14 protein-coding genes are annotated in these 14,641 nt (G+C 58.0%); 7 read left to right on the top strand and 7 right to left on the bottom strand.

The genetic code is table 11. From position 1 onward, the window contains the following. Positions 1–57 precede the first annotated feature (57 nt). Positions 58–2,331, bottom strand: coding sequence for a chemotaxis protein CheA (locus EBB79_RS15200; RefSeq protein WP_338045764.1), 2,274 nt, complete (start codon positions 2,329–2,331; stop codon positions 58–60). A gap of 69 nt (positions 2,332–2,400) precedes the next feature. Here EBB79_RS15200 and EBB79_RS15195 point away from each other — a divergent pair, with 69 nt between their 5' ends. After that, on the top strand, positions 2,401–3,063 hold the full coding sequence (locus EBB79_RS15195; RefSeq protein ID WP_238704924.1) for a thiamine diphosphokinase: 663 nt from the start codon (positions 2,401–2,403) through the stop codon (positions 3,061–3,063). Here the strand turns inward: EBB79_RS15195 and EBB79_RS15190 are convergent. From EBB79_RS15190 to EBB79_RS15180, 3 genes are all read right to left on the bottom strand, one after another. Then, positions 3,029–3,961, bottom strand: coding sequence for a DMT family transporter (locus EBB79_RS15190; protein ID WP_127749677.1), 933 nt, complete (start codon positions 3,959–3,961; stop codon positions 3,029–3,031). The two genes, EBB79_RS15195 and EBB79_RS15190, sit on opposite strands and share 35 nt — an antisense overlap. A gap of 61 nt (positions 3,962–4,022) precedes the next feature. Then, positions 4,023–5,396: an L-serine ammonia-lyase gene (locus tag EBB79_RS15185; RefSeq protein WP_127749676.1), complete on the bottom strand. Its 1,374-nt coding sequence runs from the start codon at positions 5,394–5,396 to the stop codon at positions 4,023–4,025. After that, the gene (locus EBB79_RS15180; protein WP_127749675.1) at positions 5,396–6,103 is read right to left on the bottom strand and encodes a glutathione S-transferase family protein; all 708 of its coding nucleotides are present in this window, start codon (positions 6,101–6,103) and stop codon (positions 5,396–5,398) included. The genes EBB79_RS15185 and EBB79_RS15180 overlap by 1 nt, the downstream gene beginning before the upstream one ends. Positions 6,104–6,416: 313 nt before the next feature. Here EBB79_RS15180 and rpiA point away from each other — a divergent pair, with 313 nt between their 5' ends. The 6 genes from rpiA to EBB79_RS15150 all read left to right on the top strand — a co-directional run bounded on the left by rpiA (position 6,417) and on the right by EBB79_RS15150 (position 12,630). Then, a complete protein-coding gene (gene rpiA / locus EBB79_RS15175) occupies positions 6,417–7,205 on the top strand; it encodes a ribose-5-phosphate isomerase RpiA (protein WP_127751023.1) in 789 nt (262 codons plus the stop codon). A gap of 12 nt (positions 7,206–7,217) precedes the next feature. After that, positions 7,218–8,576 (top strand): glutathione-disulfide reductase, encoded by a 1,359-nt coding sequence (gene gor / locus EBB79_RS15170; RefSeq protein WP_127749674.1) that lies wholly within the window; start codon positions 7,218–7,220, stop codon positions 8,574–8,576. Between the two features lie 68 nt (positions 8,577–8,644). After that, positions 8,645–9,805, top strand: coding sequence for an FtsH protease activity modulator HflK (gene hflK, locus EBB79_RS15165; RefSeq protein ID WP_127749673.1), 1,161 nt, complete (start codon positions 8,645–8,647; stop codon positions 9,803–9,805). Further along, complete coding sequence (gene hflC / locus EBB79_RS15160) at positions 9,805–10,683, top strand: protease modulator HflC (RefSeq protein WP_127749672.1); 879 nt, start codon at positions 9,805–9,807, stop codon at positions 10,681–10,683. Before hflK ends, hflC begins: the two co-directional genes overlap by 1 nt. Then, positions 10,683–10,877: a DUF2065 domain-containing protein gene (locus EBB79_RS15155; protein ID WP_127749671.1), complete on the top strand. Its 195-nt coding sequence runs from the start codon at positions 10,683–10,685 to the stop codon at positions 10,875–10,877. The genes hflC and EBB79_RS15155 overlap by 1 nt, the downstream gene beginning before the upstream one ends. A gap of 223 nt (positions 10,878–11,100) precedes the next feature. After that, positions 11,101–12,630, top strand: coding sequence for a Do family serine endopeptidase (locus tag EBB79_RS15150; RefSeq protein ID WP_127749670.1), 1,530 nt, complete (start codon positions 11,101–11,103; stop codon positions 12,628–12,630). A 273-nt stretch (positions 12,631–12,903) separates the two neighbouring features. On the opposite strand, the gene EBB79_RS15145 is transcribed toward EBB79_RS15150, so the two are convergent. The 3 genes from EBB79_RS15145 to EBB79_RS15135 form a co-directional block, all read right to left on the bottom strand. Further along, a complete protein-coding gene (locus tag EBB79_RS15145; RefSeq protein WP_127749669.1) occupies positions 12,904–13,572 on the bottom strand; it encodes a Crp/Fnr family transcriptional regulator in 669 nt (222 codons plus the stop codon). An 84-nt stretch (positions 13,573–13,656) separates the two neighbouring features. Beyond that, positions 13,657–14,172 (bottom strand): peptidoglycan-binding domain-containing protein, encoded by a 516-nt coding sequence (locus EBB79_RS15140; protein WP_127749668.1) that lies wholly within the window; start codon positions 14,170–14,172, stop codon positions 13,657–13,659. A gap of 46 nt (positions 14,173–14,218) precedes the next feature. Next, the gene (locus EBB79_RS15135; protein WP_127749667.1) at positions 14,219–14,623 is read right to left on the bottom strand and encodes an OB-fold nucleic acid binding domain-containing protein; all 405 of its coding nucleotides are present in this window, start codon (positions 14,621–14,623) and stop codon (positions 14,219–14,221) included. Positions 14,624–14,641: the final 18 nt, after the last annotated feature.

Raw genomic sequence — 14,641 nt, 5'->3', positions numbered from 1 at the left:
CATAAACAAAAAAGGCAGGTCGAAAGACCTGCCTTTTTGCTGTTCTGGGCTTGGATCTTAGCCTGCGGCGCGTTGACCTGGGCGAAACCCGATCTGGCCCGAGGCGGTGAACCGGCCATTGTGCGTTTTCTCAATCTTGCCTTCGCGCAACAACAGACCAAACGAGCGCAGCCCGTCTTCACGGTTGAACTCGGCACTGTCCAGCAGTTTGACTTTGTTCATCAACTGCGGCCGTGAGAAGTGGTCGCGACCCTCAACAAAGCTCATATAAGACGCGGCGGCCTCCAGCAGTTCATGCAGCTCAAGAGCACCACTCTCCGAGGCATATTCGGCGAAGCCGCCTTCGCGACCCTTGCCTGCAAATTCGGCTTCGTCGGTCTGCGATGCGGCGACTCGGCGTGGTCGAACAGGGCCGCTTTTCTTGACCGGAGCTTCGTCAATGCGCTGTTCTGCCACCAGTTTTAAGGGGGCAGGGCGTTGCACTGTTTCCGGACGCCGTGATGCAGTCCTAGATGCTGCTGGACGGCGTGGGCGCACCACGCTGGCCAGGTCCTCGCGGTATTCGTCGTCGCGCGCGTCCGACCCAACACTGCCTCCAGCAGCTCGATCTGCCTGTGCTGCGGCCATGGCAGCGCGCAGGTGATCATAGGTCTCGCGGGAAGAGGAGGTTTCGGGGTCTTCCAGTTTCTCATCAGCCGCATCCATCAGGCGCGACACATCACTGTCCGGAGACTTAACCGGCGGGCGCGACACTGCCGAAGCGGCGGGCTGGGTTTCAGCCACCATGTCCGGTTGTTCGGTAGTTGTCTCGCTTGTCGCCAACAATTCAGCCTCGACAGAGGCCAGTTCGCGCAACAAATCGGCTTCATCCGCGTCTGACAGCGATGAATCAGGGGTCTCCTGCTGGACCTCCTGTGGCGCCTCGGCTTCAATTTCTTCCAGCGCGCCGGATTCGACCGCGCGTTCGAGGTCCGCCCGCTTCACCCGAACGATTCGGGCGCGTGTTGGGGTTACGGCAGCGGGGGCTTCGGTTTCGGAAGTCGAAATCTCAGCCTGCTTGGTAACTTCGGCCAGAATATTGGCCTCTTCGTCTGTATGGTCTGTATGGTCTGTATCGTTCGTTTCGGAGCTTTCGGGAGTGTCTTCCAGGCCGTCGAAAATGCTGCTGTCTTCGTCAACAGACACATTCGGTTCTGCTACGGTCTCAACAACGACGTCAACTTCAGCTTCCGGTTCGATTTCTGCCTCAGCTGTGACGTCAGCTTCATCTGCTGCCTCAACTTCGGATACGGTCTCGGGCTCAACGGCGACCTCGATTTCAGCCTCAGGTTCAACTGTTGCTTTTGGCTGGTCAGCAAATGACGCCACCCGACGCTGATCAATGCGGCTCAAGGCTTCGTCGATTTCCGGCTGTTCGTGGCTTTCGTCGTCTTCGGCCAACTGCGCTTCATCATCGGCGCGCATCGCAGCTGCAATATCTACGGCGGATTCGTTGATGAAAATCTCTGCATGTTCGTCTTCTGAGAATTCGCCCTGACGTGGCGCCTGCGCCACCACGGCGCGGATGCGCTGAAGTTTCGCGGCAATGCTGTCTACGGCAGGTGTCGTGTCATCGCCAGCCTCGGTTTGAGTGGCTTCCACATCCGTGGCTACAATGTCTTCAACGGGAGGGAGTTCGGCGACGTCGGGCGTTGCAACTGCGGCGGCAATGGCAGACAGATCAACGCTGTCGTCCTGCTGCTGATCCGCAGGGGCAGGCGTTTCATCGACAGCAACGAAGGCTTCATCCGTGGCCTCAATGACTGCGGCGGCAGGTTCAGCGATGACGGGCGTATCAACCGGGGTCGGCGATGATTCTGCTGCGACCTCAGGCTCGACACTCTCAGGTTCGGCGACCTCAGCGTTCTGCTCAATGGCGGGCGGGGCAGCGGGGGCAGCAACAGGTGGTTCAACGGTTTCACGTGGTGGAGTCGGCGAGGCAACCGTATCCGGGATCGGGTCGGCGGCGCGCAGATGGACGGCCCCGTCACTGGTGCGGGCTTCGACCTGACGGTCAACTTCGCGCTGGGCAATGCGCGTCAGCATTTCAGCATCAGGTTGCGGCGGCTCGGCGCCAAAATATCTATCATCCGAAGCCAGGTCGCGGAAGTACTCGGCAATTGCCTTCATCGTATCAAACGAATCTTCGAACCCTTCCAGCGTGCAGGAGAAGGTTCCGTAAGAAACAGTTAGAACTTTGTTATTTTGTACCATAGGAATCTTGTCCTCGCCAAAGCCATTGCCGTTTACATAATAGGCGCAGAGCGTCAAATTCTGTCCGAATCCATGCAATTGATCGTATCTTTTTGTGACCAGATTGTGGCTTGTTTCGAAAATTGCAGGAATGTTGGGGGTAGAGCGTTGATTGTTGACCAGATCGAGCCAGTGACTTTGGTGGGTGGCGGCGCTGTTGCCCCGGGGGATTTGGAGTTGGCATTGTCCCTGGCGCCTTTTCTGGTTGCCGCTGACAGTGGTGCTGACAGGGCCATTGCCGCTGGGTTTGAGCCCCGGGCGGTGATTGGAGACTTGGATTCTCTTTCGAATGTAGTGCGCAACCAGTTGGCGCCAAATAGGATTTTTGAAGTCGCCGAGCAGGACAGTACGGATTTCCACAAGGCCCTGCGCCATATCAAGGCTCCGGTCGTACTGGCAGTCGGTTTTTTGGGGGAACGTGTGGACCATCAATTGGCCGGGTTTAATACGCTGGTTCAGCCATTGGGCAGCCCCTGCATATTGCTGGGCGAACATGAATTGATTTTCCATATTCCTCGGCAAATCAACCTTCCAACACGGGCCGGTGACATTGTATCTTTGTTCCCCATGGGGGCTGTTACCGGGTGCTCGACCGGACTGAAATGGCCGCTTGACGGTGTGCAGATGTCGCCGATGGGGCTGATCGGGACGTCGAATGAGGCGACAGGCCCTGTGTCCTTGACCCCGAACGGGCCCGGGTTGCTTGGGATCATCCCACGGCACCATCTGCCGCAACTTATGCCGCTGATTTCTCGGTCACTTTCCTGGTAACATCAAGTTGCCTGGCAGCAATGCGCTCGCGCAGAATTACATAAAGCCCGGCTGAAACTGTCACCGCGATGCCGATCGAGGCCAGCGTATTGGGCAGTTGGTCAAAGATCATCCAGCCAAACAGGGTTGCCACCGGGATTTCCAGATACTGCATTGATGCCAGCGTTGATGCAGGCGCATATCGCAGGCTCCAGGTTATCAGCAGATGCGCGGTGGTGCCCAACACGCCGATGGCCATCAGAAGAAACCAGTCTTGGTTATCCGGCATGATCAAGGTCAGCGCGGCGATGTCCAGTCGGTTGCCTATCAGCAGTACAGGTGCCAGCAACAGGCAAGCCATCACACCTGACACAGCCTGTAAGCCAACAGGATCAGTTTTTTTTGCTATTTTCCGGGTCACCAGAATGAAAAAAGAAAAGATCACGGCCATCAGCAGTGGCCAAAGTGCGGGCCATCCGACCACGGCGAAGCTGGGCTGGATCACCAGAAGGGTTCCACCAAAGCCAACAATGCAGGCCCCCAGACGCCGCAGTCCAATTTCCTCGCCAAGCAGGTATTTGCCCAGCAGCAGCACAATAAACGGCATCACAAAGGCGATTGCGATCGCGTCCGTTAGCGGCAGGTATTTTAGCGCTGTGAACATAGCGCCGATGCCACTGATATGCAGAAGCGTGCGCAGGAATGTCAGCTGTAACACCTGACCCTGCATCCGCCATTGGCGGCCGCTAACCCAGATCAAAGGAACCAGCAGCGCCACCTGCACAGCAAAGCGGACAAACAGCAGCTCGCCCAATGGAATGGTGCCACCCAACATCTTGGCCACTGCATCCCCAAGCGGGGCAACAATACAAAATCCCAACATCAGCAGGATACCAAGAGTGGGATGATCATGTGTCATTGCCAAACGCTAGCTCGGATGAGCAGAAATGCAAGTAACGGTTGTGTAGGAAAGCATTAAATCAGCAGTTGGGGACGTTGACCGCCAGCCCGCCAAGCGAGGTTTCCTTGTATTTCTCATGCATGTCCTCGCCGGTCTGGCGCATGGTTTCGATCACGGCGTCCAGTGGAACAAAGTGCTGTCCATCCCCGCGCAGCGCCAGCGAGGCGGCCGAAACCGCTTTGATAGCCCCCAGCCCGTTGCGTTCGATGCAGGGCACCTGCACCAGGCCTTTGACCGGGTCGCAGGTCATGCCCAAATGGTGCTCCAGAGCAATTTCTGCGGCGTTTTCGACTTGTTCAGGTGTACCGCCCATGACGGCGCACAGACCGGCCGCTGCCATTGCCGCGGCGGATCCAACTTCAGCCTGACAGCCGGCCTCGGCGCCGGAAATCGAGGCATTGTATTTGACCAACCCGCCGATGGCCGCAGCGGTCAGCAGCAGATCCTCGACATGGCTGGGCGCCGCACCGGGGACGTGATCCAGATAATAGCGGATGGTGGCTGGCAACACACCTGCGGCACCATTGGTCGGCGCGGTCACCACCTGTCCACCTGCGGCGTTCTCTTCGTTCACCGCCATGGCATAGACGATCATCCAGTCGTTGATGGTATGCGGGGCGGTCAGGTTCATGCCGCGCTCGGCCACCAGTGCATCGTAAATGCCTTTGGCACGACGGCGGACTTTCAGACCTCCGGGCAGGATGCCATCGCGCACCAACCCGCGTTCGATGCAATCATTCATCACTTGCCAGATCCGAGCAGTGCCCTTGGCCAGGCTCTGCTCGCAGCCGCGCGACACCTCATTGGCGCGTTTCATCCCGGCAATGGTCTTGCCGCTGGCTTTTGCCATCTGCAACATCTCGGTGGCAGAGTGAAACGGGAAGGGGACCGGGGCCCCTTCGTCGGTGTCTTTGCCAGCGGCCAGTTCTTCTTCGGTCAGCACAAAACCACCGCCGACGGAATAATAAACCTGCTGCAGCGACACGTCGCCCTGCGCATCGGTGGCCATCAGAATCATGCCGTTGGCATGGCCGGTCAGCGCATGATCATAGTCAAAAACCATGTCTGTTTCCGGATCAAACCGCAGCGGCCCCATACCGTCAGGGTGCACTGTTTTCTGTGCAGCGATGTCGGCCAGCGCCGCTTCGGCCTTGGCATCGTCATAGGTGTCGGGCTGAAACCCGGCGAGCCCCAGTATTGTTGCGCGGTCGGTGGCGTGGCCTACGCCGGTGAAGGCAAGCGAGCCATGCAGGGATGCCTTGACCCCGTGGAATTCAAATGGCGAGGCGCGCATTTTGTCCAAAAACTTGGCGGCTGCCACCATTGGGCCCATGGTATGGGACGACGATGGGCCGATACCCACCTTGAACATGTCAAAGACAGAGAGAAACATTATGTGGGTGTCCCTTCGGGAGGTCGGGCCAGAAATGGGCTGGTAAATGGCGTCGCGCCAAGGCCCTCGGCAATACGGGCTGCTGAAACTGATGGGCGCAGCTCAAGATTGGTGCACATGGTATATAGGGACGGGTATTGCGTCAGCACCATCCAACTGCGGTCGCTGCCCTGCGGATACAAAGCCATCCACCGCAGCAGACAGGCGAGGTACAGGTCCAGAACGGAGGGCGAATCACCACAAAGCCACGCGGTTGTGTGATCCGCAGCGGCATCAATGGTGCTGAGGTGTCTGTGCAATCGCTGCCGTTGAACGTGACACAGTTCATGCTGATGCGTCAGGTTCGGTCCAACATAGAGCGCCGGGTAAAACAGAATGCGCAGATCAGCATGCAGAGTGTTCGAGATGAAGAACAACCATTTCAGAAATCCCGCCCGCTGATCACTGTCCACAGCTGGCGCCAATGTCCCGTGGCGGTCGGCCAGCCACAACAAAATCGCTGCGGTTTCAAAAATTGGCCCATCCGGTGTTTCCAATACAGGGATCAGCCCATTTGGATTCAACTCCCGAAAAGCTGCACTGCGCTGGGCCTGCACCTGCCGGTTCACCAGGACCGTCTCATAGGGTTGGCCCATTTCTTCCAGCGCCAGCCGGATGACCAGCGAGGCATTGTCAGGGGCGTAATGCAGGCGATAGCTGTTTGTCATGGCGACAGTCCTAAATCAGGGTCAGTCAGGACAGATGCCCAAATGCGTCATTTCCGATAGGAAACACGAAATTTGCAGGTGCTTTCAGTAACGGGTAGCCGCTGTTGCGGGCACGTGCGCCGTTGGTCCTTTTTTGATGGCGAGGATGAGTATTTATGAAAAGATGAAGGCGGGCGACAGTGTTTCATCTTTTTATAAATACTCAATAGCAACTTAGCAAAATTGAGACCGAGGCTATAGGGGAGAATTGCTACTCGCAACCTTGGCCCGCTTTGCCTATAACGCCATAAAACACACCAACGGAGTCACCGTCATGACCGGAGAACTGTCCCCCATCGACAAGGCTAAATTTGTTGCCGCCAAACGAGCCGCCGATTTTGTCGAGGATGGAATGCGAGTTGGATTGGGCACAGGGTCAACCGCCGCCTGGTTGGTTCGCTGCCTGGGCGAAATGGTCCGCGATGAAGGTTTGAAATTCAAAGGCGTCCCCACCTCGACCCGCACCGCTGAACTGGCGCGTGAGGTTGGGATAGAGGTGATCTCGCTGGACGAGGCCAAATGGCTGGACCTGACCATCGACGGTGCCGATGAATTCGACACAGATTTGAACCTGATCAAGGGCGGTGGCGGCGCACTGCTGCAGGAAAAGATCGTCGCAACGGCCTCTGATCAAATGGTGGTGATCACGGATGCAGGCAAGGAAGTCGAAACACTGGGCGCGTTTCCACTGCCTGTTGAGGTGATCCCGTTTGGCTGGCAGACCACCCATGCCCTGATCGAGGAAACCCTTATTTCCATGGATGTTTTGGGCCGTTCCGCGACCCTGCGCATGAACGGTGACCGACCCTATATCACCGATGAAGGCAACCACATTCTGGACCTGCACTTGCAACGTATCGGCAACCCGCGCCAGCTGGCTTTGGTGATGAATCAAATGCCGGGTGTGGTTGAAAACGGCTTGTTCATAGATATCTGTGACACCGTGGTGATCGGCTACGGCGATGGCCGGGTTGAAGTGCGCGACATTAATGAAGGCACAGTGGAACATGACCGGTTGGACTTTGTTGAAACCGATAACCTGTTCACTGATCTGACGGACTAAGGATAGACGACTATGGGTTTTGATTATGATCTTTTTGTCATCGGCGGCGGCTCGGGTGGCGTGCGCGCGGCACGAGTGGCTTCGGGTGACAACGGTGCCAAGGTAGCGCTGGCTGAAGAAGACCGTTATGGCGGCACCTGTGTGATCCGGGGCTGTGTGCCTAAGAAACTGATGGTCTTTGCCAGCGAATACGCGGGTATGGTCGAAGACGCACAGGCCTATGGTTGGGATATCCAGCCCGGTGATTTCAACTGGCCGACCTTCAAGGGTAAGCTGCATGCGGAGCTGGATCGCCTTGAAGGTATCTATCGCAACATATTGAAGAACAACGGCGTGGAAACATTCGACGCCCGCGCCAAACTGGTGGATGCCCATACGGTTGAACTGTCCGACGGCAGCCGCAAAACCGCCAAGCACATCCTGATTGCCACGGGTGGCCGCCCGATTGTGCCAGACTTCCCGGGCTCTGAACTGGCCGTGACGTCGAATGACATGTTCCTGCTGGACAAGCTGCCCGAGACGTTGCTGATTGTTGGTGGCGGTTATATCGCTTCTGAGTTTGCCGGCATCATGAATGGCTTGGGCGTGAAAACCACGCAGTTCTACCGGGGTGCGCAGATCCTGCGTGGATTTGACGAAGAGGCCCGTGACATCGTGGCCGAGGGCATGGTCCAGTCGGGCATCGATCTGCGCCTCAACACCAATGTCGCCGAAATGCGCCAGGATGGTGACAAGATCCGGGTGACCGATACCGCCGGTGACGAACATCTGTTCGACAAGGTCATGTACGCAACTGGCCGCGCGCCCAATGCCGATGATCTGGGGCTCGAAGCGCTGGGCGTTGAGCGGGGCCGCAAGGGCGAGATCGTGGTGGATGACTACAGCCAAACCGGCGTGCCCTCGGTCTTTGCCATTGGCGATGTCACTGACCGGGTCAATTTGACGCCAGTTGCGATTCGCGAAGGCATGGCCTTTGTTGAAACTGTGTTCAAAGCCAACCCAACCAAGGTTGATCACGAGCTGATCCCAACGGCGATTTTCACCCAGCCGGAAATGGGCACTGTGGGCCTGAGCGAAGAAGATGCACGGGCGCAGGAGCCGATCGAGGTCTACTCGACCAGCTTCAAGCCGATGCAACAGGCCTTTGCGGGGCGTGCGCAACGTGTTTTGATGAAACTTGTGGTCAGCAAGGCCAATCGCAGGGTTCTGGGTTGTCACATTGTGGCGCCGGGTGCTGGTGAAATGATCCAGCTGGCGGGCATCGCGGTCAAGATGGGCGCGACCAAAGAAGATTTCGACCGGACTGTGGCGGTACATCCGACCATGTCCGAAGAATTGGTGACACTGAAAACACCTGTGCGCAGCGCTTGAATTATTGCTGCAGAGGCTTCAGTTTAGCACAAATGCCGCGATGTGCGGCGAGATAGGGATAGGACGATATGGCGGGCAATAGTGGTGGCCCCTGGGGGGGCGGAGGCTCTTCCGGTGGCGGAGGCAACCGGGGTAACGGTGGCGATAACGGTGGCAACAACGGTGGCGGTAAGCGCCCCGATGATGACGGCCCGCAAATCCCCGAGATCGACGAGCTGGTGAAAAAAGGCCAGGAACAGTTGCGTGTGCTGATGGGCGGACGTGGCGGCGGCAACGGTCAAGGCGGCGGCAATCGCGGTGGCGGTAGTGCTGGACCCATGTTCACCAAGGGCACTGTCGGGTTGGCTGTTATTGCCGCTACAGTTTTGTGGGGCATGGCCAGCTTTTACACCGTGAAGCCAGAAGAACAGTCGGTTGAATTGTTCTTGGGCGAATATTCGGCCACGGGTGAGCCGGGCTTGAACTTTGCGCCTTGGCCACTGGTCACTGCCGAGGTTATCCCGGTCAAGGTTGAACAAACCGAGACGATTGGTGCAGGCTCGCGTGGCAATGATGCCGGACTAATGCTGACCGGTGACGAAAACATCATCGACATTGATTTCCAGGTTGTTTGGAACATCAACGATCCGGCGAACTTCCTGTTTAATCTGCGTGACCCACAGCAGACCATTCAGGCGGTGTCTGAATCGGCGATGCGTGAAATTATTGCGCAGTCGGAACTGGCGCCCATCTTGAACCGCGACCGGGGAATTATCTCGGACAGTTTGCAAGAGTTGATCCAGTCGACGCTGGATAGCTATGACAGTGGCGTCAACATCATTCGGGTCAACTTTGACCAGGCCGATCCACCCGAGTCTGTTATCGAGGCCTTTCAAGCTGTGCAATCGGCAGGTCAGGAACGTGACCGGTTGGAAAAACAGGCTGACGCCTATGCCAACCAAGTTTTGGCTGGCGCCCGTGGCCAGTCTGCACAGACACTGGAAGAAGCCGAAGCGTATCGCGCTCAGGTGGTAAACGAGGCCGAAGGTGAAGCAAGTCGTTTCACAGCCGTGCTGGAAGAATACTCCAAGGCTCCAGAAGTGACGCGCAAGCGCCTGTATCTGGAAACCATGGAAGAGGTTCTGAGCCGGATTGATAAGGTCATTCTGGATGACACTGCTGGTGGAAACGGTCAGGGTGTTGTGCCCTATCTGCCACTGAACGAATTGCGCCGGACGGAGGGCAACTGATGCGGAAAACTACATTTCTCCTGCCTGTTCTGGTGCTTGCAATTGTTGCAGTACTATCGGCAGTCTTCATCGTGGACGAGCGTGAGAAGGCGCTTGTTCTGCAATTCGGCCGGGTTGTCGCGGTTAAAGAAGAGCCCGGTTTGGCCTTCAAAATCCCGCTGATCCAAGAAGTGGTCACTTATGACGACCGTATTCTAAGCCGTGAAGTCGGCCCGCTGGAGATCACCCCGCTGGATGATCGCCGGTTGAAGGTTGACGCCTTTGCCCGCTATCGCATCGTCGATATCCGTCAATTCCGCCAAGCGGTGGGTGCAGGTGGTATCGCGGTTGCTGAAAACCGGCTCGATTCGATCCTGCGCGCTGAAACGCGTGAGGTTCTGGGTTCGGTCAGCTCCAACGATATCCTGTCGTCGGACCGGGCGACGCTGATGTTGCGGATCCGCAATAGCGCCATTACGCAGGCTCGCTCTCTGGGACTGGAAGTGATCGATGTACGTTTGAAGCGGACTGACTTGCCGGAAGCTAACCTCGAGGCCACCTTTGCCCGGATGCGGGCGGAACGGGAACGCGAAGCGGCTGATGAAATCGCCCGCGGTAAGGAAGCCGCGCAGCGGGTTCGTGCCCAGGCGGATCGTACTCAGGTCGAGCTGGTCTCCGAGGCGGAACGTGAGGCCGAGATCATTCGTGGTCAGGCTGATGCGCAGCGGAACGCAATCTTTGCCGAGGCCTATGGCAAAGACGTCGAGTTCTTTGAGTTCTACCGGACATTGGCCGCGTATCGTGCGTCGATGCTGGAGGGCAATTCCTCGATGGTGTTGTCACCAGATTCTGAGTTCTTCAACTACCTGAAGTCCTCGGGCGGCGCTGCAGCCAACTGATGGCGATGATCTTTCTGGCCCTCGGGCTGGTGTTTATAGTTGAGGGGCTGGCCTATGTGCTGGCCCCTTCGCTTGTTGAACGGCTGTTGCAGATGATGAGACAGCTGGGCCTGCAGGAACGCCGACAGGTTGGGGCCGTGGCGATGGTGCTGGGGTTGATCCTGCTGTGGATTGCATTTCTGTTGGGTGTGTAAACCCCGGTCCTTAAGGGCGGTGGGGCGGCCTAAGGTCGCTTTTGGGCGGATTTCAGCCCATTCTGCGACCCGATTGACAGCGCGTGGCTGTAACTTCGCTCACTTCAAATTGAAACAGTGCAACATTTATTGCGACAGGCGTGGAAGTGACTACATTGTCATTCATGCCTCTAGGGGACCGGGGTTCGGATCCGCCGTTCCGGTACAAAGGAGGACGATAACAATGACAAGGAGTAGCTCCGTGCAGCCTCAGGCAAAAGCAGTTTCAATCAGCCAAGATAGATCGGCCACAGGCCCCCGGCTGATGTGGCTGGCGTTGGTGACCATGGTGATGGTGTTGGCCCAGGCGCTGGTGGCCCAGGCACGTCCCGAAAGCCTTGCGCCGCTGGCCCAGAAGATCAGCCCGGCGGTGGTCAATATCACGACAACGACCGTGATCGAAGGCCGGACCGGACCACAGGGCGTCGTGCCCGAGGGATCGCCCTTCGAGGATTTCTTTCGCGAGTTCCAGGACCGCAATGGCGAAGGCAATGGCGGCAATGGTCAGCCCAGCCGACCGCGCCGCTCGTCGGCGCTGGGGTCCGGTTTTGTGATCTCCGAGGATGGCTATATCGTCACCAACAACCACGTGATTGCCGGTGCTGATGAAATTGAGATTGAGTTTTTCCCCGGCGATGGTCAGCCCAAAGAACTGCTGCCGGCCAAATTGATTGGCACCGACGAGAAAACCGATATTGCTTTGCTTAAGGTCGAGGCCGACACGCCACTGTCCTTTGTGACCTTCGGGGATAGTGATTCTGCGCTGGTTGGCGACTGGGTTGTGGCGATGGGCAATCCGCTGGGGCAGGGGTTTTCGGTGTCTGCAGGGATCGTTTCGGCCCGCAATCGTGAACTCAGCGGCTCATACGATGATTACATTCAGACCGATGCGGCGATCAACCGGGGCAACTCGGGTGGTCCGCTGTTCAACATGGACGGCGAAGTGGTCGGCGTGAACACGGCGATTCTGTCCCCGAATGGTGGCTCGATTGGCATTGGCTTTTCAATGGCGTCGAATGTGGTCAGCAAAGTTGTTGATCAGCTGAAAGAATTTGGCGAAACCCGCCGCGGCTGGTTGGGCGTGCGCATTCAGGACGTAGATGCCGACCTGGCCGAGGCCATGGGTCTGGCCAGTGTCTCAGGCGCGCTGATCACCGATGTGCCCGAAGGCCCATCCAAGGAAGCCGGGTTGCTGGCGGGTGATGTCATCCTGACCTTCGACGGTGTGGACGTTAAAGACACCCGTGCCCTGGTGCGCCAGGTTGGCGCCACCGCAGTGGGCAAGGCGGTCCGCGTTGTGGTGCACCGCGAAGGCGGCACGGAAACACTGTTGGTCACGCTTGGACGGCGTGAAGATGCCGAGCGCACTGCTGCAGCTCCTATTGTTGAAGAAGAGGCCGTGCCGGAAGCCGTCGAAAAGGTGCTGTTGGGACTGACCATTGGTACCTTGACCGAGGAAATGCGTGCTGAACTGAATGCACCAGAGGGCACTGATGGGGCGGTTATCCTATCGGTCGACGAGGCATCAGAGGCTTGGGAAAAAGGTTTGCGCGGCGGTGATATCATCACCGAGGCCGGCCAGCAGAAAGTGACTGCGGTTGGTGATTTCGAAGATCGCATTGCCGAGGCAAAAGAGGCAGGTCGCAAGTCCTTGTTGCTTTTGGTGCGCCGCAATGGGCAACCTCGGTTTGTAGCGCTGAACCTGGGCAAGTGACCGTGTCACAGTGTTAGACGACAAGAGGCCGGGCATAACGCCCGGCCTTTTTCATGATCGACTGGCAAATTATTCAAACCGGGTAAATGACTAAGAGCCATGCGCGAGGGGCACATGGCTCTTATAGGGAGGGGCGAGGCGACGGGATGGAACGGACGCGCCTCGCCGTGGGTTCACTGTGCAGCCTTGTGGGGGCTGGGTCTGTGATCCAGTTCACAGGCCTGTGAATTAATCCGCTTTTTTTTGTTTTCGGGCAGCGGCAAGATCGGGTGGTCAGATCAGTTCGGGTTCGGCCAACCCACTGAGGGCCTGGCGATCCAGAATGACCACGCCACCACGTGAGATTTCAATCACCCCCCCGCGTTTCCATGCTGCCAGTGTTTTGGATACGGCCTCGCGGGTGGCGCCGATGAATTCGGCCAGTTCGGATTGCGACAGCGCCAGTTTGCCGCTCCCGGTTTCCGAGGTCAGGTGCAACAGTTTGCGCGCCAGCCGTATGGGCATCGCCAGAAAAACCTGCTCGTTGTATTGGTTGCCCATCCAGCGCATGCGTTGACCAGCAAGCCGCAGCAGATCACCCGCCAGTTCGGGATGGCGTTGAATTTGCAAAAGCACATCGCGATTGCGCAACCGCAGGACCCGGCTGGTTTCAAGCGCTGTGGCTGTGGCGGTGCGTTCACCAGGATCAAACAGAGCAATCTCGCCAAACACCGCGCCGGGTCGCATGATATCGAGGGACAGTTTGCGCCCGGCCGCGGACAGGATTGAGAATTCCAGTGCCCCAGCGGTGATCGCAAACAATGCATCCCCCGCATCGCCTTGTTCAAACAGTACATCACCGGATTTCAGCCGGACTTCACTGGCCTGGCTTTCCAGCATCTGTTTCAACCCTTCAGAAATCCCCGACAGGAAACCGGTTTGCGGTAAGTGATCGAGTGACATTGAGGGCTCCGTTTCGTGTGTGGCGTTTTGTGTGCGGATCCAGCGATGTCTTTACACCGCCTGTGTGGTCCGCCTGTGTGGCGATCAGTCTTCTATGGCAACAAGGCCCATTTGGCGGGCGGCGGCGAGTGACAACAGGTTGCTGTTTAGCCCCTGTGGCTTTTGATAGCGACGCACTGCGGCGCGGGTGGCCCGGTCCATCTCGCCACTGATAGTGCCGTGATACAGGTCGCGCGCGGTCAGGGCGCGCTGCACCGAGGCAATGAGTTCGGGTGTCAGGTCCTGGGTGCATAGGATCTCGTACCAGGTCTCTTGACGCGGCCGGACAATGTCCTGACGGGTTTCTGTCTTGAATATAGCTGGCTGGAGCACACTGCCATCAGCCAGCACTTCGGCAGGTTGCAGCATCACTTGATGGGTGACCGTTTCAATGATCGCCGGGGTGGTTTGTTTGCCCCAACAGCTGTCCGGTGCGGCGCCGGGAGGGGCCTGTTGGCCGCCCCGGGAGACGGTGCCACCGCTGTTGGCACCTGGCGGGGTGCAGGCACTAAGGCCACCCAGCAGCAGGGCAGCCAGAAGAAAGGGTCGGATCGGGGTCATGCTCGAAGGCCTCTGGTGGCTGATCTGCCGGGCGGTTTCGCGCAGCCTAGCCCAGATCCGGCAGCGGCGCAAAGGCGTCGTTGTCCTGACGACCCTGTTCGGTCAGCAGCAGATCCAACATTGGTGAGATGTCCTCGATCTGTTCAGCAATCACATGGCAAACGGAATGCGCCCGCTGCAACCGACCGGTCACCCGCAGCAATCGCCCGGCGATCACGGCGCGACGAAATGCCTCGTAAATCTTGCGCCAGACGATGATGTTGACGATGCCGGTTTCGTCCTCAAGCGTCAGAAAGATCACCCCTTTGGCGGTGCCGGGGCGTTGACGCAAGATGACCAGACCGGCCACCGTGATGCGGGCATTCTCTGGCGGTTCAGCCAGACGGGCGGCAATCAGGCAGGCCGGGGGACGGGGCCAGGGAGAGAGGGCGTATCGGGACGGCTGTGGCATGAGGCAGGTCTGAGGGAA

This window comes from Parasedimentitalea marina, from assembly GCF_004006175.1.
GTDB classification, from domain to species: domain Bacteria; phylum Pseudomonadota; class Alphaproteobacteria; order Rhodobacterales; family Rhodobacteraceae; genus Parasedimentitalea; species Parasedimentitalea marina.
The sequence above is the reverse complement of the archived record's forward strand: the minus strand, read 5'-3'. Positions and strand labels throughout refer to the sequence as shown.